28 protein-coding genes and 1 pseudogene are annotated in these 24,863 nt (G+C 70.4%); 17 read left to right on the top strand and 12 right to left on the bottom strand.

What is annotated here, in order from left to right:
* A pseudogene (locus I73_RS33815) lies at positions 1-118 on the top strand (oxidoreductase); the annotation flags it as partial.
* A gap of 20 nt (positions 119-138) precedes the next feature.
* Here the strand turns inward: I73_RS33815 and I73_RS26820 are convergent.
* Positions 139-1,542, bottom strand: a complete 1,404-nt coding sequence (locus I73_RS26820; protein ID WP_083876628.1) for an MFS transporter — start codon at positions 1,540-1,542, stop codon at positions 139-141.
* Positions 1,543-1,650: 108 nt separating this feature from the next.
* On the opposite strand from I73_RS26820, the gene I73_RS08300 reads away from it, so the two are divergent.
* Positions 1,651-2,532, top strand: a complete 882-nt coding sequence (locus tag I73_RS08300; RefSeq protein WP_022980184.1) for a LysR family transcriptional regulator — start codon at positions 1,651-1,653, stop codon at positions 2,530-2,532.
* A 2-nt stretch (positions 2,533-2,534) separates the two neighbouring features.
* Here the strand turns inward: I73_RS08300 and I73_RS08295 are convergent, their stop codons facing one another.
* Entirely contained in the window at positions 2,535-3,473 is a 939-nt protein-coding gene (locus tag I73_RS08295; protein ID WP_022980183.1) for a LysR family transcriptional regulator, read from the bottom strand.
* A gap of 92 nt (positions 3,474-3,565) precedes the next feature.
* On the opposite strand from I73_RS08295, the gene gtdA reads away from it, so the two are divergent.
* The 9 genes from gtdA to I73_RS33135 all read left to right on the top strand — a co-directional run bounded on the left by gtdA (position 3,566) and on the right by I73_RS33135 (position 10,212).
* Entirely contained in the window at positions 3,566-4,603 is a 1,038-nt protein-coding gene (gene gtdA / locus I73_RS08290) for a gentisate 1,2-dioxygenase (protein ID WP_022980182.1), read from the top strand.
* A 102-nt stretch (positions 4,604-4,705) separates the two neighbouring features.
* Positions 4,706-5,407 carry a fumarylacetoacetate hydrolase family protein gene (locus I73_RS08285; RefSeq protein WP_022980181.1) on the top strand — a complete coding sequence of 234 codons (702 nt, stop codon included), beginning with the start codon at positions 4,706-4,708 and terminating at the stop codon, positions 5,405-5,407.
* Positions 5,408-5,491: 84 nt separating this feature from the next.
* Entirely contained in the window at positions 5,492-6,892 is a 1,401-nt protein-coding gene (locus I73_RS26815; RefSeq protein WP_022980180.1) for an aromatic acid/H+ symport family MFS transporter, read from the top strand.
* A gap of 13 nt (positions 6,893-6,905) precedes the next feature.
* Positions 6,906-7,553: a maleylacetoacetate isomerase gene (gene maiA / locus I73_RS08275; protein ID WP_022980179.1), complete on the top strand. Its 648-nt coding sequence runs from the start codon at positions 6,906-6,908 to the stop codon at positions 7,551-7,553.
* 77 nt (positions 7,554-7,630) lie between these two features.
* Positions 7,631-8,734, top strand: a complete 1,104-nt coding sequence (locus I73_RS08270) for a porin (RefSeq protein WP_022980178.1) — start codon at positions 7,631-7,633, stop codon at positions 8,732-8,734.
* A 165-nt stretch (positions 8,735-8,899) separates the two neighbouring features.
* Complete coding sequence (locus I73_RS26810; protein WP_308417994.1) at positions 8,900-9,172, top strand: antitoxin Xre-like helix-turn-helix domain-containing protein; 273 nt, start codon at positions 8,900-8,902, stop codon at positions 9,170-9,172.
* Positions 9,169-9,279: an antitoxin Xre/MbcA/ParS toxin-binding domain-containing protein gene (locus tag I73_RS34740; protein ID WP_308417993.1), complete on the top strand. Its 111-nt coding sequence runs from the start codon at positions 9,169-9,171 to the stop codon at positions 9,277-9,279. Before I73_RS26810 ends, I73_RS34740 begins: the two co-directional genes overlap by 4 nt.
* Before the next feature lie 23 nt (positions 9,280-9,302).
* Entirely contained in the window at positions 9,303-10,007 is a 705-nt protein-coding gene (locus I73_RS08260; protein WP_022980177.1) for an RES family NAD+ phosphorylase, read from the top strand.
* A gap of 64 nt (positions 10,008-10,071) precedes the next feature.
* Positions 10,072-10,212, top strand: coding sequence for a hypothetical protein (locus I73_RS33135; protein WP_022980176.1), 141 nt, complete (start codon positions 10,072-10,074; stop codon positions 10,210-10,212).
* 83 nt (positions 10,213-10,295) lie between these two features.
* Here I73_RS33135 and I73_RS08250 read toward each other — a convergent pair whose 3' ends face one another.
* The gene (locus I73_RS08250; RefSeq protein ID WP_022980175.1) at positions 10,296-11,276 is read right to left on the bottom strand and encodes a TerC family protein; all 981 of its coding nucleotides are present in this window, start codon (positions 11,274-11,276) and stop codon (positions 10,296-10,298) included.
* 136 nt (positions 11,277-11,412) lie between these two features.
* Between I73_RS08250 and I73_RS08245 the strand changes: the two genes are divergently transcribed.
* A complete protein-coding gene (locus I73_RS08245; RefSeq protein WP_022980174.1) occupies positions 11,413-12,315 on the top strand; it encodes a LysR family transcriptional regulator in 903 nt (300 codons plus the stop codon).
* A 16-nt stretch (positions 12,316-12,331) separates the two neighbouring features.
* Here I73_RS08245 and I73_RS08240 read toward each other — a convergent pair whose 3' ends face one another.
* Positions 12,332-12,766 carry a TerB family tellurite resistance protein gene (locus I73_RS08240; protein WP_022980173.1) on the bottom strand — a complete coding sequence of 145 codons (435 nt, stop codon included), beginning with the start codon at positions 12,764-12,766 and terminating at the stop codon, positions 12,332-12,334.
* A gap of 188 nt (positions 12,767-12,954) precedes the next feature.
* Here I73_RS08240 and I73_RS08235 point away from each other — a divergent pair, with 188 nt between their 5' ends.
* Both I73_RS08235 and I73_RS08230 read left to right on the top strand, forming a co-directional pair.
* Entirely contained in the window at positions 12,955-13,293 is a 339-nt protein-coding gene (locus tag I73_RS08235; protein ID WP_022980172.1) for a hypothetical protein, read from the top strand.
* Between the two features lie 32 nt (positions 13,294-13,325).
* Complete coding sequence (locus tag I73_RS08230) at positions 13,326-14,027, top strand: Bax inhibitor-1/YccA family protein (protein ID WP_022980171.1); 702 nt, start codon at positions 13,326-13,328, stop codon at positions 14,025-14,027.
* A gap of 67 nt (positions 14,028-14,094) precedes the next feature.
* Here I73_RS08230 and I73_RS08225 read toward each other — a convergent pair whose 3' ends face one another.
* On the bottom strand, positions 14,095-15,078 hold the full coding sequence (locus I73_RS08225; protein ID WP_022980170.1) for a nitronate monooxygenase family protein: 984 nt from the start codon (positions 15,076-15,078) through the stop codon (positions 14,095-14,097).
* 85 nt (positions 15,079-15,163) lie between these two features.
* Between I73_RS08225 and I73_RS08220 the strand changes: the two genes are divergently transcribed.
* Positions 15,164-15,787 (top strand): TetR/AcrR family transcriptional regulator, encoded by a 624-nt coding sequence (locus I73_RS08220; RefSeq protein ID WP_022980169.1) that lies wholly within the window; start codon positions 15,164-15,166, stop codon positions 15,785-15,787.
* A gap of 21 nt (positions 15,788-15,808) precedes the next feature.
* Here the strand turns inward: I73_RS08220 and I73_RS08215 are convergent, their stop codons facing one another.
* Positions 15,809-16,138 carry a hypothetical protein gene (locus I73_RS08215; RefSeq protein WP_022980168.1) on the bottom strand — a complete coding sequence of 110 codons (330 nt, stop codon included), beginning with the start codon at positions 16,136-16,138 and terminating at the stop codon, positions 15,809-15,811.
* Positions 16,139-16,382: 244 nt separating this feature from the next.
* On the opposite strand from I73_RS08215, the gene I73_RS08210 reads away from it, so the two are divergent.
* Positions 16,383-16,589, top strand: coding sequence for a hypothetical protein (locus I73_RS08210; protein ID WP_148289730.1), 207 nt, complete (start codon positions 16,383-16,385; stop codon positions 16,587-16,589).
* Positions 16,590-16,601: 12 nt separating this feature from the next.
* Here I73_RS08210 and I73_RS08205 read toward each other — a convergent pair whose 3' ends face one another.
* Entirely contained in the window at positions 16,602-17,369 is a 768-nt protein-coding gene (locus I73_RS08205) for a 3-hydroxyacyl-CoA dehydrogenase (protein ID WP_022980166.1), read from the bottom strand.
* A gap of 172 nt (positions 17,370-17,541) precedes the next feature.
* Between I73_RS08205 and gstA the strand changes: the two genes are divergently transcribed.
* On the top strand, positions 17,542-18,147 hold the full coding sequence (gstA, locus tag I73_RS08200) for a glutathione transferase GstA (RefSeq protein ID WP_022980165.1): 606 nt from the start codon (positions 17,542-17,544) through the stop codon (positions 18,145-18,147).
* 18 nt (positions 18,148-18,165) lie between these two features.
* On the opposite strand, the gene I73_RS30820 is transcribed toward gstA, so the two are convergent.
* The 5 genes from I73_RS30820 to I73_RS08175 form a co-directional block, all read right to left on the bottom strand.
* On the bottom strand, positions 18,166-19,605 hold the full coding sequence (locus tag I73_RS30820; RefSeq protein ID WP_022980164.1) for a hypothetical protein: 1,440 nt from the start codon (positions 19,603-19,605) through the stop codon (positions 18,166-18,168).
* A gap of 28 nt (positions 19,606-19,633) precedes the next feature.
* Positions 19,634-21,883: a TonB-dependent receptor gene (locus tag I73_RS08190; protein ID WP_022980163.1), complete on the bottom strand. Its 2,250-nt coding sequence runs from the start codon at positions 21,881-21,883 to the stop codon at positions 19,634-19,636.
* A complete protein-coding gene (locus I73_RS26800; protein ID WP_022980162.1) occupies positions 21,880-23,115 on the bottom strand; it encodes a methanobactin export MATE transporter MbnM in 1,236 nt (411 codons plus the stop codon). Before I73_RS26800 ends, I73_RS08190 begins: the two co-directional genes overlap by 4 nt.
* A 7-nt stretch (positions 23,116-23,122) precedes the next feature.
* Positions 23,123-24,055 (bottom strand): MbnP family copper-binding protein, encoded by a 933-nt coding sequence (locus I73_RS26795; RefSeq protein ID WP_022980161.1) that lies wholly within the window; start codon positions 24,053-24,055, stop codon positions 23,123-23,125.
* A 184-nt stretch (positions 24,056-24,239) separates the two neighbouring features.
* Positions 24,240-24,605, bottom strand: coding sequence for a hypothetical protein (locus I73_RS08175; RefSeq protein ID WP_022980160.1), 366 nt, complete (start codon positions 24,603-24,605; stop codon positions 24,240-24,242).
* Positions 24,606-24,863: the final 258 nt, after the last annotated feature.

The following is a 24,863-nucleotide window of genomic DNA, read 5'->3' as shown; positions in this document are numbered from 1 at the left end:
CGAGTGGGACATCCGCAACGGGGTGGTGGCGCGACGCGCCCGGGCCCATGGCCTGCCGACGCCGATCAGCGACGTGCTGGTGCCGCTCCTGGCGGCCGCGAGCGACGGCCCGGGTTGAGCCCGCGGCCGCCCCGGCGTTCAAGGCCTGGGCGCCCCCGCCCGGTACAGCGCCGGCACCAGCAGGGCCGCCGCCGCGGCGGCCACCGCCGCCAGGCCGAAGGCCGCGCCAAAGCCCAGCGCGTGGCTTTGCGAGCCCAGGGCCGAGAAGCCCAGCAGCACGCCGCTGAAGCGGGCGGTGGTGCTGATGCCCGAGGCCATGCCGGCCCGCTGGGGCGGCAGCTGGCCCATGATGGCCCGCTGCGTCTCGCCATTCATCAGCCCACCCCCGGCGCCCAGCAGCGCCATGCCCAGGCCCAGCAACCCGCCGCTGCGGCCGGGGGCGGCCCAGGCCAGCACGGCGTTGCCCAGGGCCACCGCGGCCAGGCCCAGCACCAGCAGCTGCAGGTTGGACAGGCCCGGGCGCTGGTGCAGGACGCGCGCCACCCGCGGGAACACCAGCATGGCCAGCGAGAATGGCAGCATGGCCACGCCGGCCGCCAGGGCGCCGTGCCCGCGCGCGCTCTGCAGGAACAGCGGCAGCAGGGCGGTCATGACCTGGGCCGTGGCGGCGTAGGCGAACATGGCCAGCACCGCGCCCAGCAGTGCGGGGGCGCGGAACAGGCCCACGTCCAGCAGCGGGTGGGCGCGGCGCCGCTCCACCGCGATGAAGAGGGCCATCAGCGCCAGGCCGGCGCCCAGGCGCAGCAGCACCTGCGGGCTGGTCCAGCCGTGGCTGGCACCCTGGATCAGCGCCCAGGTCAGGCCGAACATCGCCGCGGTGAACAGCAGCACGCCGGCGCGGTCCAGCGGCCCGGCGTCCGGCTCGCGCGATTCGGCCACGCAGCGGCGCACGCCCAGGGCCAGCCCGGCGCACAGCGGCAGGTTCAGGAAGAAGGCCCAGCGCCATCCCAGCCACTGGGTCACCGCCCCGCCCAGCAGCGGCGCGGCCACCATGGTCAGGCCCATCACCGTGCCCCAGAAGGCCCAGGCCCGGCTGCGCGCGGGCTCCTGCGGCGCCTGGTGGCCCACCAGGGCCAGGGCGGGCGCCAGCATCAGCGCGGCCCCGGCGCCCTGCAGCGCGCGGGCGGCGATCAGCGCCGGGGCGCTGGGGGCCAGCCCGCACACCACCGAGGCGGCGCCAAAGCCTGCCAGGCCGGCCAGCAGCACCCGGCGCCGGCCCAGGCAGTCCGCCAGCCGCCCGGCCGGCAGCAGCAGGGCGGCAAAGCACAGGGCGTAGGCGCTGACCATCCATTCCAGCTCGGTGGCCGAGCGGGCCAGGGCCCGCGACAGGGCCGGCAGCACGATGCCCACCACATTGGCGTCCAGCACCGTCATGGCGCAGACCAGCGAGGTGAACCACAGCGCGGCGGGGTGGGCCGCCGGAGGGGCAGCCGGGTGGGCCGCTTGGGCGGTGGCCGGGGCGGAGGAGACCAGGGCAGGCATGGCGGGATGGCAGCGATCGGCCGGCCATTGCACCCGCATTGGGAACTCGGATCAATCGTCGCCAGGCAGGAGAAAATTCGGCTCAACCGAATTCAAGGGGAAGAGCCCATGGCCTTGGAACTGCGCCACCTGCGTGGCTTCGTGGCGGTCGCGCAGGCCTTGCACTTCGCCCGCGCGGCCGAGGCCCTGGGCCTGTCGGCCCCGGCGCTGACCGAGCAGATCCAGGCCCTGGAGCGGGACCTGGGCACCCTGCTGCTGCGCCGGACCAAGCGCTCGGTGGCGCTCACCCCCGCGGGCGAGGCCTTCCTGGTTGAGGCCCAGGCCACGCTGGCGCAGTTCGAGCGCAGCGTGGCGGTGGGCCGGCGCGCCGGCCAGGGCGCGCTGGGCCGGGTGGCGCTGGGCTATGTGGGTTCGGCGGTCTACGCGGGCGTGTTGCAGGACCTGGTGGGGCGCTTTCGCACCAGCCACCCCGACGTGACCCTGCAGATCCAGGAGCAGCCGATGGACCGGCTGCCGGCGATGTTGGAGGACGGGCAGGTGGATGTGGCCTTCGTGCGCCTGCCCATGGCGGTGCCGGCGGCCTTGCGGACGCAGGTGCTGGTGCGCGATCACTTCTGCCTGGCGCTGCCGGCTGGCCATCCACTGGCGGCCGCACAGACGCCGGTGCCTGCACGCAGCCTGGCGCAGGCCTCCTTCGTCGCCCCCGAGCAGACGTTCGGCCTGCAGGAGGTGGCGCGGCGGGGCCGCTTCGAGCCCCGGGTGGTGCTGGCGCCTGGCTCCTTGGTGGCGGTGCTGGCCCAGGTGTCCTTGGGCGTGGGCCTGGCGGTGGTGCCCAGCCTGCTGCAGGGGGTGATCGAGCTGCCGCAGGTGGTCTTTCGCGAGCTGGCGGGGGCCCGCATTCCGTCCGAGCTGGGGGCGGTGTGGCGCCGCCACGAGCGGGATCCGGCGGTGTTGGGCCTGCTGCGCCTGCTGCAGGCACCGCCAGTCTGAGCTCAGCCGACCTGGAGGGTCCGGGCCGCCTCGCGCAGGCAGTCCAGCAGGGTCTGGATGGCCGGGTCCACTTCGGTGGCGTCACGCCAATAGAAGCCCAGCGCGCCAGCACTGCCCACCGTCAGCGGCAGTCGGGCCACCAGGCCCTGGGCAGCGAAGTGCCGCCCCACGTGGGCGGACACCGCCATCAGCATGTCGCTGTCGCGCAGCAGCGAGAGGTTGGCCAGCATCGAGGACGACTCCAGGGTGCGGGGCGGCAGGGCCACACCGATCGAGGTCAGCCCCGATTCCAGGTTGGCCCGGATGGGCGTGCCGCTGGGCCAGACGATCCAGGGATGCGCGCGGGCGTCTTCCCAGCCCACCTCGGCGAGGCGGGCCAGCGGGTGATCCGGGCAGCACACCAGCACGATGGGTTCGACGTACAGCCATTGCTGCTGCAGGCCCGGCCAGGGGCGGTCGTCCAGGCGCCCCACCGCCACGTCCAGCTGCACGTGCTCGAGCTGGGGCAGCAGGGCGTCCATGGTGCTCTCGCGCAGGCCCACCTGGATGTCCGGCATGCGCTGCATGTAGAGGCGGATGGCTTCGGGCACCAGGTGGGCGTTGGCGGCGGCCGAGCAGCCCAGCACCACCCGTCGGCGCCCGCCCTGGCGCACCGCGGCCACGTCCTGTTCGGCGCGGCGCATGGCGCCCAGCACCCGCTGCGCATAGAGCAGCAGCAGCTCCCCCACCGCGGTGGGGTGCAGGCCGCGGGCGTGGCGCTCGAACAGCGGGCTGCCCACGTCGTCTTCCAGGTCGCGCAGCCACTTGGACAGGCCTGGCTGGGTGGTGTGGGCCTGCCGGGCGGCTTCGGAGAGGTTGCGGGTCTCCCCCAGCAGGGCCAGCCAGTGCAGGTGGCGCATGTGCAGGTGGCGGGACCAGGCCTGAGGCAACTCGGTATCCATACAAATCAGTTGATATGTTGATACTCAAAGATCATTTCCAGATGATATCTGCGCCGACTTAAGCTGCCGCCAGACGATTTGGAGACAAAGGAATGGCGATGTCACAAGCCAGCGAATTCAATGCGCGCATCGGGGCCGACCACCTGGTGCCCTTGTGGGAACAGCTGCACAGCCTGGTGCCCGAAGTGCCGCCCCGGGTGTGTGCCCCGGCCCTGTGGCGCTACGAGGCCCTGCGCCCGCACCTGATGGAGGCGGGGCGCCTGATCACCGCCGAGCAGGCGGTGCGCCGCGTGCTGGTGATGGAGAACCCCGCGATCCCGGGTCGGGCCTCGATCACCCAGACCTTGTACGCCGGTCTGCAGCTCATCCTGCCCGGCGAGGTGGCGCCCACCCACCGCCACACCCAGTCGGCCCTGCGGCTGGTGCTGGAAGGCCAGAGCGCCTTCACCGCCGTGGATGGCGAGCGCATCCCCATGCAGCCGGGCGACTTCATCATCACCCCCAGCTGGACCTGGCACGACCACGGCAACGCCCTGCAGGCCGAGGGCGGCGAACCGGTGGTCTGGCTCGATGGTCTGGACATCCCGCTGCTGGGCTTCCTGGGCGCGCAGTTCTCCGGCAACTACCACGCCAAGGAGCAGCCTGTCACCAAGGTGGTGGGCAGCAGCCTGGCGCGCTACGGGGCTGGCCTGCTGCCTGTGCGGCACCGGGTGAACTCGCCGGTGTCGCCGCTGGCCCACTACCCCTATGCCCGCACCCGGGAGGCACTGGACACGATGCTGCGCGACGGTGGCCTGGACGACTGGGACGGCGTGAAGATGCGCTATGTCAACCCGGCCACGGGCGGCCCGGCCATGCCTTCGATGGCCACCTTCATGCAGCTGCTGCCCAAGGGCTTCCGCGGCAAGACCTACCGCAGCACCGACGCCACGGTGTACAGCGTGGTGGAGGGGCGCGGGCAGGTCAGCATCGACGGACAGCGGTTCGATTTCTCGCCGCGCGACACCTTCGTGGTGCCGTCCTGGGCGCCGGTCTCGCTCTGCGCAGGCGAGGACTGCACGCTGTTCAGCTTCTCCGACCGCCCGCTGCACGAGGCCCTGGGCCTGTTGCGCGAGCAGCGGCAGGACTGAGACCCCTCTCCCCACGGCCTGTCCTCTGTGTGTCAGCCGGGTCGCCGCGTGCGGCCCGCAGGCCGGGCCTTTTCCGATTTTCTTGATCGACGGAGCATTGTCATGACGTATCTCTTCAACCCCGCCCCGGTCGTGGGCGTGCCCGTGGTGGGCCGCAGCGAGCGCTTCCCCGTCCGTCGCGTCTACTGCGTGGGCCGCAACTACGCCGCCCATGCCCGCGAGATGGGCTTTGACCCCGACCGCGAGCCGCCCTTCTTCTTCTGCAAGCCGGCCGATGCCGTGGTGCCGGTGGCCCAGGGCGAGGTGCTGACGCTGGACTACCCGGCCGAGACCAGCAACTACCACTACGAGATCGAGCTGGTGGCCGCCATCGGCAAGCCGGGCCGCAACATCCCCGAGGACCAGGCGCTGCAGCACGTGTTCGGTTACGCCGTGGGCCTGGACATGACCCGGCGCGACCTGCAGATGGACATGCGCAAGATGGGCCGCCCCTGGGAGATCGGCAAGGCCTTCGACCGCTCCGCGCCGATCGGCCCGCTGGTGCCGGCGGAGGTGGCAGGCGATGTCCACCACGCCGACATCTGGCTTCAGGTCAACGGGCAGGACAAGCAGCGCAGCAGCACCGCGGCGCTGATCTGGTCCGTGGCCGAAACGGTGAGTGACCTGTCGCGCTACTTCGAGCTGCAAGCGGGCGACCTGATCTACACCGGCACGCCCGAAGGCGTGGGCCCGGTGGTGAAGGGCGATGTCATGGTGGGCGGCGTGGCCGGCCTGGGCGAGCTCCAGGTGCGCATCGCCGGATGAAAGCGGCGGGACGCCGCAGCGTCCCGCCTTCCCTGAACCATGTGGGCCACAAGAACAAGAGCGTGCCCACAGGAGGAGACACACATGACTACGACGACGATCGTCAATGCGCAGGGCCTGCTCGATGTCCGGCGCTTCGTGGACGCCCAGAAGATCTCGGGCTTCCAGTGGATGGTGCTGGCACTGTGCTTTCTGGTGGTGGCGCTGGACGGTTTCGACACGGCCTCCATCGGCTTCATCGCCCCGGCCCTGCGGGCCGACTGGGGCCTGAGCCCCGCCCAGCTCAGCCCCTTGCTGGCGGCGGCTCTGGCGGGTCTGACCATCGGTGCGCTGGCGTGCGGGCCCTTGGCCGATCGCATCGGCCGCAAGAAGGTGCTGATGCTGTCGGTGGCGGTTTTCGGTGGCATGACCCTGGCCGCCGCCTGGGCCGACTCGGTGGCCGGGCTCACCCTGGCGCGCTTTCTCACCGGCCTGGGCCTGGGCGGGGCCATGCCCACCGCGGTCACGCTGATGTCGGAGTTCTGCCCGCAGCGGCGCCGCTCGGTGCTGGTCACCACCATGTTCTGCGGCTTCACCCTGGGCTCGGCCCTGGGGGGCATCGTGTCGGCCCACCTGGTGCCGGTCCATGGCTGGCGCTCGGTGCTGGCCCTGGGGGGCGTGCTGCCCCTGCTGCTGGTGCCAGCCATGGCGCTGTGGATGCCCGAGTCCGCCCGCTTTCTGCTGCTGCGTGCCGGCACCGGTGAACGGCTGCGTCGAACCCTGCAGGCCATCGCCCCGCTGCCGGTGGACATGAAGGGCTTTCTGGTCGAGGCCGAAGGAGAGGTCAGCGCCCCGGTGCGTCAGATCCTGGCCGCGCCGCTGCGCCGTGGCACCCTGCTGCTGTGGGGCAGCTTCTTCATGAGCCTGCTCATCATCTACCTGCTGACCAACTGGCTGCCCACGCTGATCAAGGACACCGGCCTCACCCTGAGTCAGGCCGCCCTGCTGACGGCCCTGTTCCAGATCGGTGGCACCGCTGGCGCCATCGGCCTGGGTGCGGCCATGGACAAGCTCAACCCCTACCGGGTGCTCACCGTGGCCTATGCGCTGGGGGCCTTGTGCTTCGGGGCCATCAGCCAGTTCTATACCAACTTCATGCTGCTGGGCCTGTTCGTGGCCGGGGTGGGGGTGTTCATCAGCGGCTCGCAGGTGGGGGCCAATGCCTTGGCCGCCTCCTACTACCCCACGGGGAGCCGGGCCACCGGCGTGGCCTGGGCCCTGGGCGCCGGCCGCGTGGGTTCCATCTTCGGTTCGCTGGTGGGCGGCACCATGCTGGGCATGGGCTGGGGCATGCACGGCATCTTCGCCCTGCTGATGCTGCCGTCCGCGCTGGCCGCCCTGTTCATCCACCGCATGGGCAAGGCCCTGGCCCCTGCGAGCACGCCGGGGGGATCACCGGTGGCCGCACCGGCCGTGGGACACCCGCAGCGCTCCATCCCATCCTGACGGAAACACGCGCATGATTCTCTACAGCTTCTTCAACAGCTCCACCGCCTACCGCGTCCGCATCGCGCTGGCGCTCAAGGGCCTGCAGTTCGAGTTGCGGCCGGTGAACATCCGGCGTGGCGAGCAGTACGCCCCGGAACACCGGGCCATGAGCCCCGTGGGCGGTGTGCCGGTGCTGGTGGACGACGCGGGGAATGTGTTGTCGCAGTCGCTGGCCATCCTGGGCTACCTGGACAGCCTGGCGCCGGAGCCCCTGCTGTTCCCCACCGAGCCGCTGGCCCGTGCGCGGGTGCAGGAGTTCGTCCAACTCATCGCCTGTGACATCCATCCCGTCAACAACCTGCGGGTGCTCAAGTACCTCAAGGACACCCTGGCCGTGGATGAGGTCGCCAAGCATGCCTGGTACGCCCATTGGGTGGCCGAAGGGCTGGGCGCGGCCGAGGTGCTGCTGCAACGCGCGGGCGCGGCCGGGCCCTTTGCCTTTGGCACCACGGTGAGCGCGGCCGACGTCTGCCTGGTGCCCCAGGTGGCCAATGCCTTGCGCATGCAATGCGACCTGAGCGCCTATCCACGATTGATGGCCGTGCACGCGCACTGCCAGAGCCTGCCCGCCTTCCGGGATGCCGCGCCCGAGCGGCAACCGGACTACACCGCCCCCTGACGCATCTCCCGGGCGATACCGGGACCCCCGTGAGGCCGTCGCACGAACGGCCCGCTTCTCACATCGGAGACAAAACCATGAATTTTCGACTGCTGCCCCTGGCTGCAGTGGCCGCGCTGTGCCCGCTGGCCACCGCCCAGGCCCAGAGCGTGACCCTCTACGGCGTGCTGGATGCCGCCGTGGAGCACCTGTCCAATGTCGGCACCGACAGCCACAGCGACAACCGCATGCCCAACCTCGCCGGCTCGGTGCCCTCCCGCCTGGGCCTGCGCGGCAGCGAAGACCTCGGTGGCGGCCTGAGCGCGGTCTTCACCATCGAGCAGGGCTTCGGGGTCGACGGCGGTTCGCTCAACCAGGGCGGCCGCGTCTGGGGCCGCCAGGCCTTCGTCGGCCTCAAGGGCAACTGGGGCCAGGCTTCCCTCGGCCGCCAGTACTCCATGCTGTTCTATTCGCTGCTGGATGCTGACACCCTGGGCCCCAACCTCTTCGGCTCGGGCTCGCTGGACAGCTACCTGCCCAACGACCGCCTGGACAACTCACTGGCCTACAAGGGCAGCTTCGGCGGTCTGACCGTGGGCGCCACCTACAGCCTGGGCCGTGACACGGTCAGTGCCGGCAGCCCCTCGGGCACCGGTTGCGCCGGCGAGGACGGCACCGCGGCCTGCCGCGAATGGTCGGTGCTGCTCAAGTACGACACCAGCACCTGGGGCGTGGCTGCGGCCAATGACCAGTTCCATGGCGGCGCGGGCTCCTGGGCCGCGGCCGGCCTGACCAGCGCAGACAAGACCGACCGCCGCAGCACGCTCAACGGCTGGTTCAAGTACCAGGACCTCAAGCTCAGCGCCGGTGTGATCGACCGCCGCAACGAAGGCAGCGCCGCCACCCCCCGCAGCCAGCTGTGGTTCGTCGGCGGGGCCTACCCGCTGACGCCCGCCTTCACGGTGGATGGCGAGCTCTTCAAGCTGAAGTACCGGGACAGCCCGAACGGCGCCAAGATGCTGGCCCTGCGGGGCACCTACAGCCTGTCCAAGCGCACGGCGGTGTACGCCACCGCAGGGCGCCTCGTCAATGACGGCACGCTGGCCCTGTCGGTGTCCAACGGCGACCCCACGGGCGAGGTCAAGCCCGGTGCGGGTGAGTCCCAGAACGGCTTCGCCCTGGGTCTGCGGCACAGCTTCTGAAGAGGAAGGCGGCTGCGCGCCGCCTGACATGGGCCACGACCCCCACCGACCTGATGGCGCACGCCCTGGGGCGACGCCAGAAGCCCAGCGTTGTGGATGGGGTTTTCATGAGGGGATGCGCTGCGGTATTATTTCTACAGGAATAAATCAGATTGGATATTTCCAATGAAATATTCGACCTTGGCCGTCAGCCCGCCCGACCCCGCCGCCGTGCTGGCCAAGGCCACCGCGCGGGCCAGCGCGCTGCTGGGCCTCAAGGGCGTGACCCTGGCCCGCACCCTGGGCCTGAGCGAGCCCACGGTGTCGCGCGTGCTCAAGGCCAGAAGGGCCTGGCGCCCGATTCCAAGGAGGGCGAGCTGGCCCTGCTGCTGGTGCGGGTGTACCGCTCGCTGGATGCCCTGGTGGGCACCGACGACCAGAAGCGCCTGGCCTGGATGAGCGCCTACAACCAGGCCCTGGGCGGCGAGCCGCTGCAGCTCATCCAGAAGGCCGAGGGCCTGGTGGCCACACTGAACTACCTGGACGCCATGCGCGCGCCGGCCTGAGCCGCGGTTGAGTCGACTCCACCATGGACTGGCAGCCCGACTGGTTCGAGGGCCACATCAGCCCCCAGGCCGCGCTGGCCTGGCGCGGGGTGGAGGCACAGCACGTCGTCTCCACCATGCGCCTGGTGGACAGCGCCGCCGAGCAGGACCTGCTGGAGCAGCTGCTGGAGGGCAGCAAGCCGACCCTGCCGCCGGCCGCCCGGCCGCTGCATTACCTGCTGGCCACGCCGTTTCGCTACCGGCCGCCGCACGCCAGCCGATTTCGGGCGCCGCACAGCCCGGGCCAGTGGTACGGCGCGCAGACGCTGTATGCCGCCTGCGCCGAGGTGGCCTACTGGCGCCACCGCTTCATCCTGGACAGCGCCGGCCTGGCCGGGCGCGAGCTGCTGACCGAGCACACCTTCTTCCAGGGCGCGATCCAGGGCCTGGCCATCGACCTGACCCAGCCGCCCTGGGACCAGGCCCAGGCCCTGTGGACCCACGACAGCGACTACCGCGCGCCCCAGGCCGTGGCCCGCTCGGCCCAGATCCGTGGCGTGCAGTGGCTGGCCTATGCCTCGGTGCGGGCGCCGGGCCACCGCTGCGCCGTGGTCTTCGACCCGGCCTCCCTGGCCGAGCCGCCCGGCGGCCTGGACGCCACCCAGCAGACCTGGCACTGCAAGGCCACCGCGCAGCGGGTGATGTTCCGGCGGGGGCGGGAGCGGCATGAGTGGGCGTGGGCGGGCTGAGAGGCGCCGGGTTTCTGTGCCGCTGTATCCTTGCGGTCTTTACCCCCAACTCCAAAGGATCGTCATGGCACTGGCCAAGAAGAAGCGCATCGGCAAGCGCACCGTTTCCGCCAAGCAAGTTCGCAAGGTGGCCAGCGGCCGCAAGCGCCGCAAGTCGGACGGCACCCAGCCCTCCAAGGTGGTGTTCCCCACCCCGGCGGCCTGACGGTTCAGGCCCGCAGATCGCACCCAGGCGGCTTTGCCGGGCGCGATCTGCGTTCTTGCGGGCCGGGACGGCCCGCCCCCGCGTCAGCCTGTCACGGCCTGGCGGGTCTTCCACAGCGACACCAGCACGCCGCCGGCGATCAGGCCGAAAGTCACGCTCAGCGAGAGCGTTGCCGGGATCTTGCCGATCAGGCCCACCAGGAAGATCTTGCCGCCGATGAACACCAGCACCAGGGCCAGCGCGTACTTGAGGTACTTGAAGCGGTGGATCATGGCCGCCAGCGCGAAGTACAGCGCCCGCAGACCCAGGATGGCGAAGATGTTGCTGGTGTAGACGACGAAGGGGTCGGTCGTGATGGCGAAGATGGCCGGCACCGAATCGACCGCGAACACCAGGTCCACGCACTCCACCAGCACCAGGGCTAGCAGCAGCGGCGTGGCAAAGCGCTCGACCCGACCGGTGGCCGCGTCACGTTCGCGCACCCAGAAGGCCTTGCCGCGCAGGCCGTCGGTCACCCGCATGTGCCGCTTCAGGAACTTCAGCACCGGGTTGTTGGCGATGTCGGGCGTGTGGTCGGCGATGAACCACATCTTCACGCCGGTGATGAGCAGGAAGGCGCCGAACAGGTAGAGCACCCAGCTGAACTGGCTGACCAGCGTGGCGCCCAGGCCGATCATCAGCGCCCGCAGCACGATCACCCCCAGGATGCCCCAGAACAGCACGCGGTGCTGGTATTGCCGTGGGATGGCGAAGAAGGTGAAGATCAGCGCGATGACGAAGACGTTGTCCATGGACAGCGACTTCTCGATCATGAAGCCGGTGTAGTAATCCATGCCGCTTTGCGCGCCCAGGTACCACCAGACCCAGGCGCCGAACAGCAGCGCCACGCTGATGTAGCCGGCCGACAGCAAGAGGCTCTCGCGCACGCCGATCTCGCGGTCGTCCTGGTGCAGCACGCCCAGGTCGAAAGCCAGCAGGGCGATGACGATGGCGATGAAGAGCAGCCAGATCCAGGCCGGCTTGCCCATGAAGTCCACGGAGAGGAAGGGTAGCAGGAGGTCCATGTGGGGCGCTCGGGGGTTGCTGTGGTGGTGGCACCGACGTGGCTCAGTGTGCACAGAGGCGGGGTGCGAACAAATCAGCGTTTTGCGCAACTAAGATTCGGATTTCCCGCACTGAACCTCCGCCAGCGAGGACCGCATGCTGAACTACCGCCATCTGCACTACTTCTGGGTGGTCACCAAGGAGGGCGGCTTTGCCCGGGCCGCCGATCGCCTGGGCATGGCGGTGCAGACCATCAGCGCCCAGGTGCGTGAGCTGGAGAAGGCGCTGGGCCACCAGTTGCTCAAGCCCGCCGGACGCGGCGTGGCGCTCACCGAAGCCGGCCAGGCCGCCTTCGCCCGGGCCGAGGAGATCTTTCAGATCGGCCAGGTCATTCCCGACGAGGTGCGTCAAGCCGCCAGCGGCCCCGTGGTGCGCCTGGCGGTGGGCTTTTCAGACGGCATCTCCAAGCTGGCTGCCCATGCCTTGCTGGCGCCGGTGCTGGCCACCCCGAACTTGCGCCTGATCTGCCATGACGGCGAGTTCGAGCAATTGCTGGGCGAGCTGGCCCTGCACCACCTGGACCTGGTGCTGGCGGGCCAGGCGGCGCCGCGCAACCCCAACCTGCGCCTGTCCAGCGAGCGCCTGGTGAACGCCCCGGTCGATTGGTACGGCCCGGCCCCCCTGGTCGGCAAGGCCCGGCGTGACCGCTTCCCCGACTGCCTGAACGAGTTGCCCGTGCTGCTGCCCACCGGCCATTCGGCCCTGCGGGCGACGCTGGACCATTGGTTCGAGGCACAGGGCCTGCGGCCGCACATCGTCGGCGAGTTCGAGGACAGCGCGCTGCTGGCGGTGTTTGCCGCGCGCGGGCTGGGCGTGTTCCCGGTCAGCCGGCTGGGGGCGGATGACATGGGCCTGCTGCGCGGCCTGCGCCTGCTGGGCAGCAGCGAGGGCGTGCAGGAGGAGATCCACGCCATCCTTTCCCGCCGCGGGCGCCACCATCCGCTGGTGCAGCAGGTGATGGACGCCGCGCAGGCCCGCGTGGGCGGGTCAGGCGGCTGATATCGGATACCGCGGCTCAGGCCGGTTGCCAGGGCGTCGCCGCGCCGGGGTTGGCCAGGGCGGCCCCGGGGATGCGCCACTGCCGGTGCGCAGCCGACAGCACCTGCGCTTCGGCCTCGGCCAGGTGGCGGTCGGCCTGGGCCAGGTCACGGGCCAGCTGCATCACCTTGGCCTGCAGCAGCGGATCGTCCACCTCGGACAGCAGCGAGGCCAGCGTGGCTTCGTCCACGTGGCACATCAGCGCGCCGCTGCCATAGGCGCTGGCCAACAAGTCGTCGCACAGGGTGTGCATCACCTGCGCGAAGCGGCCGGGGGCCAGCCCGAGGGCCTCCTCCACCTGCAGGCGTTGCAGGGTCTCGATCTCCGAGCGGCAGACATGGCCGTCGGAGATCAGCACCAGCGCGAGGAGGCGGGCGCCGGCTTCAGGGCTGTTGCGGGGATAGCTGCGCATGCGCGGGGTCCTTTCCGGTCCATTCCGATGGGTGGGGTGTCGACCAAGGGGCGACGGGCCGCACTGTGCCCCAGAAGATCCCGGAAATGTTCCTGTTTTTCCGAAGTAAGTGTTCTCAAAACACTTCTTTTTTCGGAACCCGAAAGCGCCGACAGTGTGGACTCCCCCGTCACTCACTGGAGACCCCGATGCAAGTGCTCTTCAAACCCCGCCATCCGGGCGCGGCCGAGCTGCGCGAACTGACCGAGCGGCGCGTGCGCTTCGTGCTGCGTCGCCTGGGCGCGCGCGTGCCCCGTGCCGAGGTGCAGATGTGGGACGAGAACGGCCCGCGCGGTGGCGTCGACAAGCGCTGCCAGGTGGCCTTGCATGCCGAGGGCGCCGGTCCCGTGGTCGTCACCTCCGTGGCGAGCGACTGGCGCGCGGCCCTCAACGCTGCGCTGGCGCGCGCCGCGCGCTTCCTGCTGCGCCAGTGGCGCCGCGGCAGCGACACCCGTCGCATGCGCCAGCGCCTGCCCGAACCGGCTTGAAACCCGACTGAAACCCCAACGAGGATCCCATCATGAACCCCCTGTCGTCCAACGCTTCAACCGCCCGTTCCGCACCGGCCGTGGCGGTGCCCCTGCGCGGCGTGCGCAGTGCCAGCGCCGATCGTGTGCTGCGCAACACCTATGCCCTGCTGGCCATGACCCTGCTGTTCAGCGCGGCCGTGGCTGCCGCTGGCGTGGCCTGGCAGCTGCCGGCCCCGGGGCTGCTGCTGACGCTGGTCGGCTACTTCGGCCTGCTGTTCGGCATTCACCGGCTGCAGAACAGCGGCTGGGCGCTGCCTCTGGTCTTCGCCCTGACCGGCTTCATGGGCTACACGCTGGGCCCGGTGCTGGCTCGCATGCTGGCCCTGCCGGGCGGTGTGCAGACGGTGATGCTGGCGCTGGCGGCCACGGGCGTCACCTTCCTGGCCCTGTCCGCCTGGGTGCTGACGACCCGGCGCGACTTCAGCTTCATGGGCGGCTTTCTGTTCGCCGGCATGGTCATCGCCCTGATCGCTGGCCTGGGCGCGGTCTTCCTGCAGATGCCGGCCCTGGGCCTGGCGGTGTCGGCCATGGTGGCGCTGCTGTCGGCCGGGATGATCCTGTTCGAGACCAGCCGCATCGTGAACGGCGGTGAAACCAACTACGTGCTGGCCACCGTGAGCCTCTATGTCTCGCTGTTCAACCTGTTCACCAGCCTGCTGAGCCTGTTCGGCATCGGCGGCAGCGACGAGTGAGGGCCTGAGCCCGGCGAGACAAGCCCGCCCCGCGCCGACCGCGCGGGGCGGGTTTCTCTTTTGCGGGTCAGGCGCCGAAGCGTGCGGCCCGGCGGGCCACGGCCTCGCGCGCCTCGCGGTACTCGGCCTTGAGCTGCTCCACCAGTGCGGCCACGCTGGGCACGCTGTCGATGGAGCCCACGCCCTGGCCGGCGCCCCAGATGTCGCGCCAGGCCTTGGCCGCGCTGTTGCCGCCCGAGCCGAAATCCATCTTGCTCTTGTCGGCGCTGGGCAGGTTGTCGGGGTCCATGCCGGCGGCGGCGATGCTGGGCTTGAGGTAGTTGCCTGGCACCCCGGTGAACAGCGAGGAATAGACGATGTCCTCGGCATGGGTGTCCACCAGCATCTGCTTGTAGGCATCCACCGCGTTGGCCTCCTGCGTGGCGATGAAGCGGGTGCCCATGTAGGCGAAGTCGGCCCCCAGGGCCTGGGCCGCCAGGATGGACTGGCCGTTGGCGATGGCGCCCGCCAGGGCGATGGGGCCCTGGAAGATGCGGCGGATCTCGGGCAGCAGGGCAAAGGGACTCAGCGTGCCGGCATGGCCGCCCGCGCCCGCGCAGACCAGGATCAGACCGTCCACGCCGGCCTCGATGGCCTTTTCCGCGTGGCGGATGGAGATCACGTCGTGGAAGACCACGCCGCCGTAGCTGTGCGCCGCGGCCACCAGCTCGGCCGACACCTGCAGGCTGGTGATGATGATGGGCACCTGGTGCTTGACGCAGGTCTCCATGTCGCGCATCAGCCGGTCGTTGCTGCGGTGGCAGATCTGGTTGACGGCAAAGGGCGCGGCCGGGCGCTCGGGGTGGGCCGCGTCGTGGGTGGCCAGCTCGGCCTTGAGCTGGGTCAGCCACTCGTCCAGCAGCTCGGCCGGGCGGGCGTTGAGCGCCGGGAAGGAGCCGACGATGCCGGCCTTGCACTCGGCCGCCACCAGGCGCGGGTTCGAGACGATGAACATCGGCGAGGCGATGACCGGCAGGCTGAGCCGGGATTGCACGCTGTCGAGCCAGGACATGGACGGTCTCCTTCGGGGTGCCACGCTTGCGTGGTTAACACTGTTATTGATGCGCTGAGTTTACAGCGTTAAGTAAGATGGCGCCATGCCCCCTTCGTTGTCATCCGAACAGGTCCTGGAAGCCCGCGCGCGCATCCGCGCCGTGGCCGAGCAGCAGTTTGCCGAGCGCGGCATCGAGCAGACCTCGATGCGCAGCATCGCCCAGGCCCTGGGCTGGACGGCCACCGCGCTGTACCGCTACTACGACAGCAAGGAAGCCCTGCTGGCCGCCACCCGTGCCGCCGCGCTGGACCGGCTTTCGGCCGCGCTGGAAGCGGCCCAGCAGGGCCCGGGCGATGTGTGGGACCGCTCGCGCGCGGTGGGCCAGGCCTATGTGGACTTCGCCTTCGCCGAGCCGGCGGCCTACGGGCTGATCTTTGCGTACACCCAGCCGCACGAGGACGCCTACCCCGAGCTGGCGGCGGCCAATGCCCGTTCACGCCGGACCCTGGTGGCCTATGTGGAGGATCTGGTGCAGGCCGGTCAGCTGGAGGGCGATCCCGAGCTGCTGGGCCACGTGTACTGGGCCGCCATGCATGGCGCGGTGGTGCTGCAGATGTCGGGCAAGCTGGCGGCCGACGGGCCGGGCTTCGACGCCATTCGGCGCGAGGGGGCCCGGCTGATCACCAAAGGGGCGCAGCCCGCCAGCACGCGGGGGCGCCGCCGCTGAGGACGGGCCCCGCCGGATCGGTCAGTGGCCGATCTGGTGGCTGATCTTGTTCTCCTGCTGGTTCAGGGTCTTCTTTTCCTGGGCGGTGATGTGGCCGTGGTCCTGGCTGGCCATGTCACGTTCTTCCTGCCGCACCTGCCGGTCTTCCTTGTGCAGCTTGGCGGCCTGGGCGTGGGTGAGCTTGCCGTCGGCCACTTCCTCATGGATGCGCTTGTCCTGATTCTTCAGGCGCTGGTTCACCTCGGCGCGGTAGGGATGGTCCTTCTTCCAGGTGCCCGGCTTGGACGCTCCGGTGGCTACCGGGGCGGGGGCGGCTGTCTGTGCGAAGGAGGACAGGGTGCAGACACCCATCAGGCTGGCCGCGACGAGGGGGAGCAGAGAACGGTTCATGGTGGACTCGCTGGATGTTGAATGGATCAGAGGGCAGTGGCGCCAAGGGCGTCAGGTCATCGGTGGCCAACCTTGATCATTCAACGGGACCCGCTGGCGGTCGTTGACGCGCTCACCTTTCTTGTCTTGCGCCTAGCTGAGCACCGGCTGGGGTCGGGCGCAGACCTGGATTAGCATGCCAGCCCACATCCAACAGGAGATCGGCATGCGAACAGCCATGATGTGGGCGGTGATGGGCACGCTGGCCTTGGGCGGCTGCGGCGCCGATGTCTCCGGTGCCGCGGCCACCACCGCGGCCATGGAGGCCCAGGCGGCCAGCCAGGCCAAGGCGCAGGAGGTTCAGATCCAGAAGGACCTGAACGCGGCGATGCAGGCCGGGCAGCAGGCCACGGCCTCCGCCGCCGATCAGTGAGTCAGGCCCGCGTCACTTGGCCGCCATGCGGATCGCGCCGTCCAGGCGGATCACCTCGCCGTTGAGGTAGGTGTTGTCGATGATGTGGGCCACCAGGCGGGCGTACTCGTCGGGCTCGCCCATGCGCGGGGGGAAGGGCACCATCTTGCCCAGCGCGTCCTGCACCTCGGTGGGCATGCCCTTCAACATCGGTGTGCCCATGATGCCGGGGGCGATGGTCATCACCCGGATGCCGTAGCGGGCCAGCTCGCGGGCCACCGGCAGCGTCAGCGCCACCACGCCGCCCTTGGACGCGGCATAGCCGGCCTGGCCGATCTGGCCGTCGAAGGCCGCCACCGAGGCGGTGTTGACGATCACGCCGCGCTCGCCGTTCGCGTCGGGCTGGCCCTTGGCCATGGCATCGGCCGCCAGGCGCAGCATGTTGAAGGTGCCGATCAGGTTGATCTGCACCGTGCGGGCAAAGCTCTCCAGCGTGTGGGGGCCTTCGCGGCCCACCACCTTCTCGGCCGGCGCCACGCCGGCGCAGTTGATCAGGCCGTTGAGCTGGCCGAAGGCCGAGAGCGCGGTGTCTACCGCCGCCTGGGCGCTGGCGGCGTCGGACACATCGGCCTGCACGAAGCGGGTGTTGGCGCCCAGGGCCTCGGCCTGGGCCTGGCCGGCGGTGGCGTTCATGTCCACCAGCACCACGCGGGCGCCCTGGTCGACCAGGCGCTGCGCGGTGGCCGCGCCCAGGCCGGAGCCGGCGCCGGTGACGATGAACCCATGGTTGGCGATCTGCATGTCTGTCTCCTTCTTGTGGATGGATGGGCGCGGCCATCGGCGTGGATGACCGGTGTCCCCGTGTGCAAGGGGCAGGCTATCACGTCGTCGTCCGATGCTTCTCCCTGTGCCGGACAGGTCCGGGGGAAAGCTCTATGCTGCGGCCCCCGTGTCATCTCAGGAAGTTTCTGTCATGAAGCTCTACTACAAGCCGGGGGCCTGTTCGCTGGCCTCGCACATCGCGTTGGAAGAGGCGGGTCTGCCCTATCGGATCGAGGCCGTGGATCTGAAGACCAAGGTGACCGCCACAGGCCAGGACTACTGGCAGATCAACCCCAAGGGCTATGTGCCGGCCCTGCAACTGGACAGCGGCGAGCTGCTGACCGAAGGCCCGGCCATCCTTCAGTACGTGGCCGACCAGGCGCCCGCCCGCTGGCTGGCGCCCGCGCCGGCCACCCTGGCCCGCTACCAGTTGCAGAGCTGGCTCAACTTCATCGGCACGGAGCTGCACCGATCTTGCACGGCCTTCTTCCACCCGCAGGCCGGGGACGACTGGAAGGCCATCGCCCGCGCCACCCTGGAGCGCCGCCTGTCCTATGTGGACGGACAACTGCAGGGGCGTGCCTATCTGACCGGGGACGGCTTCACCGTGGCCGACGCCTATCTGTTCACCGTGCTGAGTTGGATGAAGCCGATCGGCATGGACCTCTCCGGCTGGCCGCAGATCGTGGCCTTCCAGGCCCGGGTGGCGGCCCGCCCGGCCGTCCAGGCGGCGTTGAAGGCCGAGGGCCTGGCCTGAGCCGGGGCCGCGCGGCGCTCAGCGCCGCGTGATCAGCTGCGACACCGGGTAGCCGCCCATGCTGCCCACGCTGCCATAGGCCGCCACCGTGGTGCCGGTCATGCAGATGGCGCCCATCATGCCCAGCGCGGTGCAGTCGGCGTAGGCCGTCTGCTGCAGTTGGGCGATGCTGAGTGGGGCGGTGGGGTCGTCCGGGTTCACGAAGATCAGCGCGTAGGCGTTGCCGGTGCCGCCCGAAGCCGGGTTGGCGGCGCTCGGGTAGCCCGCATAGAGTGCATCGCTGGCCGGGCCGGGCTTCCAGCCGGCGTTGCCGTTGGCCACCACGAAGGTGTCGGTGGTGGCCAGCGCGAAGCTGCCCACCAGCAGGCCGGTGCCGGTGCTGTCGCTCAGCGCAACGAGCTGGTGACTCAGGCCGACCGTGCGCATCGGGTTGTCGGTCATCGACTCGGTCAGGCTGCCGCTCAGACCGGACACGCTGCGGGTGGTCGAATCCAGCGTGAAGCGGCCGGTGAAGATGCTGTTGTTGGGCTGGGTCTGCGGCTCGTACACGGTCAGCACGACGTTGTAGTCGCCCAGGATGTGCGCGGTGCCGGAGACCGCGCCCTGGCCCTGGGCGTTGTCGGCGCGGACGGTGAAGGCATGGCCTGCGCAGCTGCCGCCACAAGCCACCGTGGCCGGCAGGCTGGCGACCGTGACCGTGATGCCGCTGGGCACCGAGACGATGGTGTAGCCGGTGATGGGGCTGCCACCATCGTCCACGCTGCCTGCCGAGACCAGCACGCTCTGCGCCGTGCTGCCCAGGGTGATGCTGACGCCGGTGGGCTGGCCGGGCACCGTCAGCGCGTCCGCCGACACCACCGCCACCGGCCAGGTGACGGCTGCGGCCGCGGCGTAACGGTCGTCGCCGGCCTGGTCGGCGGCCAGCACGCAGTCGCCCACCGCCAGGCCTTGCACCAGGCCATCGCCGGCCCCCACGCTGCAGACCGCGGGCGTGAGGCTGCGGTAGGCCACCGCCAGGCCCGAGCTGGCCGAGGCCGCCACCCTGGCGCTGCGCCCCACCCGCAAGCTGCTGGCCGAGCTGCTGGGGTCGAAGCTCAGCGTCTGGGCCAGTGGCGAGCTCACCTGCACACTCAAGGTCTGGGTGACCTGAGGGGCGGAGCGGTGGCTGGCATCACCGGCCTGGTCGGCCGCCACCACACAGTCACCAAGGGCGAGTGCCGTGACCAGCCCGTCTGTGCTGACGCTGCAGACCGTGCTGCTGAGGCTGCTGAAGCTGACCGCCAGGCCCGAGCTGGCCGTGGCGCTGACCTGGGCCGTGCCGCCCAGGGTGAGGGTGGGCGCGGCGTCGAAGGTAACGGTCTGGGCCTCGGCCAGGTCGGCGCCGGACAGGCCGCCGCCGCAGGCGGTCAGGCCGGCGGCCAGCAGCGTGGCCAGAAGAAGGCGGGGGATGCGGAACATGGGGTGTCCTTGTGCGAGGGGGCATCGCTCAGAAGGCGACGCGGGCGCCGACCAGCCAGGAGCGGGCCTTGCCCGGCACGGCCACGCCCCAGGGGATGCCGGTGATGGCCATGGACGAGCCCTGGCCCAGGTAGGCGCCGCCGGTGGGCTGGCTGTAGCGGCGGTCGAGCAGGTTGTCCACGCCCAGGTCCAGCCGCATGCTGTCGTTCAGCTGCCAGCTGGCGCGCCAGTTGAGCAGGGCATAGGCGGGCGTGCGGATCTCGTTGCGCACGGCCGAGACATTCGTCTTGGCCCGCACCACCTGCCACTCCAGCGTCTGCTGCCAGCCGCCCAGGGCGTGGCTCAGGCCCAGGCGCAGGTTCAGCGGCATGACGTTGTGCAGGCCGTCGTGCGTTTGCAGGTTGCGGCCGTGCACCCAGTTCAGCACGCCGTTCAGGCCCCAGCGGCCCCAGGCGCCGTCGTCCCACAGCCGGGCCTGGCCGGACAGGTCCAGCCCCTGCAGCTGGGCGCGCTGGTTGGCGTACTGCAGCAGCACGAAGCTGTCGGTGGCGCTCAAGTTGCCGCTGCCGCACTGGCCGAAGCCGCAGCGCTGGGCGTCGATGTAATGTTCGATGCGGGTGAGGTAGGCGTTGGCGCGCAGCGACCAGGCGGGGTCGACAGGCACGCTGTCGGTGGCGGTGGCCGCCTGCCACTGGCCGCTCAGGCTCAGGGTGTGCGCCACCTCGGGTTTCAGGTCCGGGTTGCCGATGTAGCCGTTGCCGTCGCCCACGAAGTTGTTCATCAGCGCGGCCATGCCCTGGGTGGACCAGGCGTATCGCTGGTACAGATTGGGCGCGCGCGACTTGCGGGCGTAGCCGAACTCATACAGCGTCTGGCCGTCGGGCCGGTAGCGGGCCAGGGCGGTGAGGTCGGCGTTCAGGTCGCTGCGGTCGCGGTCGGCGGCGTTGAAGGCGGCGGCGTCCGCTCCCCACAGCGAAGACAGCGCGTCGTTGTAGCCCTGCACTTCGCCGGCGGCGGTGTGCACCCGGCTCAGGCGCAGGCCGATCTGGTGGCTCCACTGCGGGCTCCAGCGCTGCTCCTGCTCGGCGTAGACGTCGACCTTGTCGCGCTGGCCCAGGTTCAGGTTCCAGAAGGTGTTGGGGCCCATGGTGCCGCCCACGGGGGGCCACCAGTCGTTCAGGCGGTAGCGCTGGTATTCGGCACCCAGGCGGATCAGTTCGTCCGGTGTGCTCATCAGGCTGGCCTGCACCGAGGCCCCCAGGGTGCGGCCGGCCGTGTCCATGGGCATGCCGGTGCCGTAGTGGTCGCGGTCGGGGCCCATGTCCATGCGGTGGTCGGTGCGCTGGCTGTAGGCCTGGGCCTGCAGCTCGCCCCAGTCGTACTGGCCACGGTAGCGGGCGTTGAGCTGGGTGCTGCGGTTGGACGTCATGTCCATCCGCTGGTTGGGGTAGCCCTCGAAGGGGATGTCCTGGTAGGCCGCGCTCAGCTGCAGCAGATGGTTGTCCTGCCGCAGGGCCAGGCTCAGGGCCTGGTTGTGCGCCCGGTAGGCCGAGGAGCCCACCTCGTCGGCCGGCAGGCTGCTGCCGGCGCCGCTGCCGCTGGCCGGGTCCTTGAAGGCCCAGGCCGCGCGATAGTTGTCCGAACGGGTGCTGGCGCCGCTGTAGCGCAGGCTCAGCGCGTCGGTGGCCAGGGTGAGGTTGGTGTCGGCGCTCCAGGCCCGGCCGTTGCTGCGGTAGGCGCCGCCCAGCTCGCCCTGCTGCACCCAGCTGCCGGGCTCGGCCGCGAACAGCGGCGCCGCCGATTCGACCTGCACCGTGCCGCCCAGGCTGTCGCCGCCCACGCTGACCGGCGTGATGCCGGCATAGACCTTCACCTGCCCCACCGCCGAGGCGTCGATGTAGGACAGCGGCGAGTTCATGTGGTTGGGGCAGGCGGCCATCAGGTCCATGCCGTCCACCTGCACCCGCAGCCGGTCGTCGGCCAGGCCGTGCACCGCCGGCAGGGCCGACACCCCGCCCGCGCCGTTCAGGCTCACGCCGGGTTGGCCATCCAGCAGGGCGGCGGCGTCGCTGCTGCCCAGTTTGCGGCGGGCCAGGGTGGCGGCGTCCACCGCCTGGGCCTGGGGCAGGTGGTCCTTCTCGCCCAGCGGGGCCGGGGCGGTGATGGTGACCGTCTGCACCGGGGGGCGGGGTGCCTCCGGCGCCGTCTGGGCCTGCAGGGCCAGGGGATTCAGAGCGCAGGAGGCCGCCAGGGCCAGGGGGTGGGGGCGCAGGGTCATGACTTCTTGGGCGCGGCGGGGAAGGGGTCGCTGTAGCGCGGGTCGCGGATGAACTGGTGGTCCGTCAGCGTCTTCAGGAAGGCGATCAGGTCGGCGCGGTCCTGGGCGCTGAAGTGGCGCGGGCGCAGCAGCGGGCTCTTGAGCGGGCTGTCCTTGCCGGCACCCCGGCCGCCGGCGGCGTACAGGTCGATCACCTCGCCCAGTGTGGCCACCGAGCCGTCGTGCATGTAGGGCGCGGTCAGCTCGATGTTGCGCAGCGTGGGCGCCCGGTACATGCCCATGTCGCTGGCCTTGCCGGTGATCTCGATCACGCCGGGGCTCTCGGCCGGGTAGGCGCCCTGGCCGTCCAGGTTGTAGAGCCCCTTGTTGTGGAAGGAGACATCGGGCTTGACGGTGGCCACGCTCAGGAACTGCCCGCCGAAGTTGGGCTCCTGGTGGCACTGGATGCAGTCCGCCGACTTGAACAGGGCGTAGCCCCGGGCTTCCGAGGCCGTGTAGCGGGCCCGGCCCTGGCGCACCTGGTCGTATTTGCTGTTCGTCGTGATCAGCGCGCGCTCGAAGGAGGACACCGCCTTGACGATGTGGTCCCAGGTGGGCTGGCCGGCCGGGTCCTGCGGGAAGGCGGCGGCAAAGCGCGGCGCATAGGCCGGGTCGTCGGCCAGGCGTTGCAGCACGAGCTTGACGTTGCTGTCGTTGACGCCCATCTCCACCGGCGTCTCGCCGAAGATGGGGTTGGTCATCTGCCGCTCCAGCGTGATCAGCGCCGGGTTGGCCCAGGTGTAGGTGGCGTTCCAGCCCACATTGCCCAGGGCCATGGGGCTGCGCGGGTGGAGCTGGCCGGTGGAGCCCAGGCCGTGGGCGCGGCCATCGGTGAAGGCCAGCTTCTGCAGGTGGCAGGTGGCGCAGGCCTGGGTGCCGTTGCCCGACAGGCGCGTGTCGTAGAACAGGTAGCGGCCCAGGGCCACCTTGGCCTGGGTCATCGGGTTGTCGGCCGGCACGCGCGGGGGCGGCAGGTAGTCGGGCAGCTCCCAGGTCCAATCGCTGGCGGCTTGCGCCTGTACCGCGGAGGCGGGGGATGAGGCAGGGGTGGGCATCACCGAGGCCGAGGCGGCGGGGGTGGCGGGCGCCACCTCCGAGGTGGCGGCGGGCTGCCGTTGGCAGCCCGTCACCCCCACCGTCACGACCGCCAGGACCAGCAGCCACACAGGCCGCAGACGGGGCAGAACGGTCATGTCGGCCTCACCGGCTCAGGGCCTTGAAGACCGTCTGGGTCTGGCCCGCGATGGCGGTGCCCGTGCCCGTGCCGTCCGGGTTGAAGTTCAGGGCCAGGGCGGAGAAGTCGCTCACGCAGCCGGCGTCCGTCGGGCTGGACATGCACATGTTCATGGCCGTGAAGTCCTTCTGCGCGAACAGCGTCTGCACATCCAGGGCGATCTGCTGCTGGGCCGGGTTGAAGTTGGCGAAGTTCAGCGTCAGACGGTTGGGTGCGGTGCAGCCGGTGATGGGTACGCCGTTGGCGGGGTCGCCCACGCAGCCGGTGGAGCCCAGGTGCAGCAGCGTGACCGGGTTGCCGGCCTCGGTGCTCTGCAGCTCGATCTTGGTGAACTTGCGGCCGCCGCGCCAGTTCCAGGACATGCTGGGGTTGACGTCCGAGCGCAGCACGGCCGGGGTGGCGGCATCGGTGGAGCTCAGGTGGTTCAGGCTCAGCGGCACGCCCAGGGTCATCGTCACGCCCACGTATCGGCCGGCGGGCACCGTGCCCTGGATGGCGGTGTTGAGCGTGCCGGTGGTGCAGGCGCCGGTGCCGGCCTGGGACAGGGTGATCAGGCTGACGCTGTCGGTGCTGCCGACGTAGTTGTTGTTGTCGGTGGTCGACAGGGTCAGCGGCACGGTGCTGCCGTCGGCCTTGATCAGCTGGACATCCGAGACATAGAAGCGCAGGTCCTGGATCCGGGCGCTCTTGCTCGTGCTGCCCAGGCCCGTGATGGTGCTGCCGCAGCTCACCGGGGTGCTGCCGGCCACGGCCTCGAACTGCAAGGAGACATTGCCGGCGCTGTCCGTGGACCAGCCGGGGGAATCGTCGCTGCCGCCGCCGCAGGCGCTCAGCAGGGCGGCCAGGGCCAGACCGGCGCTCAAGGTGGACAGGACCAGGGGACGAACTTGGAATGCCATGGATGTTCCTCGTGTGGTGATGGCAGGGGTGTGGGTGGGCCTGCGCTGTGGGCGCGCAGGCCGTGGCCGCGCCTGGGCCCGCAAGGGGACGAAGGCGAAGCCACGCCGGCCGTGGCCGGCGGGTGTCTCAGAAGGAAGGAGGGCGTGCGGCGCGCGTTGCCCGGGTGGGGCGGATGCAGGCCGCTCAGGCCAGCTTTGGTGGGCCGCGGGCAGACAGCCCGCTCGCCGGAATGGCAGACGCGGGGCGTTGATCCGGAGGGATCAGCACCTGGGTGATGGGGGCGTCCGGGTCGGTGGTCAGCACGGCCACGGCCGGTGGCGCCATCATCGGCAGGCACAGGGGACAGTCGATGGCGTGCCGATGGGCGGCGGCCGCGGCCGGGTCATCGGACGGATCGATGGCCACCCATCGGGACGAGCCGCCCGCACTGCAGACCAGTGTCAGGTCCACCGTCTTGAACAGCGGCGAGAGCGTGCCCACACCGACGAACGCGACGTACCACGCCAGCAGGAAGCGTGCGAAACGTTGCAGGGTCAGCCGGTGAGCCATGGAGGGCTGATTATGTAGAAATGTGAAGTGCGGACGGTCGATCGCCGAGCGCCGGGCACGGACTTGCGAACGATCAAGTGGGTCGCCGCGGGCGTTCGAGATCCGCGGGCGCTGATCAGATCCGAACCTGCAGCGTCACCCGCACCGTGCGGGGCTCGGCCGGATGGACGATGCGGTCGTCCACCGGGCTGGCCTCGCCGGGCAGCTGCGAGCTGTAGTAATACTGAATGTCATCCACCTTGCGGTTGGGAGGTGAAG

The sequence above is a fragment of the Ideonella sp. B508-1 genome (assembly GCF_000333615.1).
Lineage (GTDB): Bacteria > Pseudomonadota > Gammaproteobacteria > Burkholderiales > Burkholderiaceae_C > Ideonella.
This window is presented reverse-complemented; position numbering and strand designations above follow the sequence as displayed.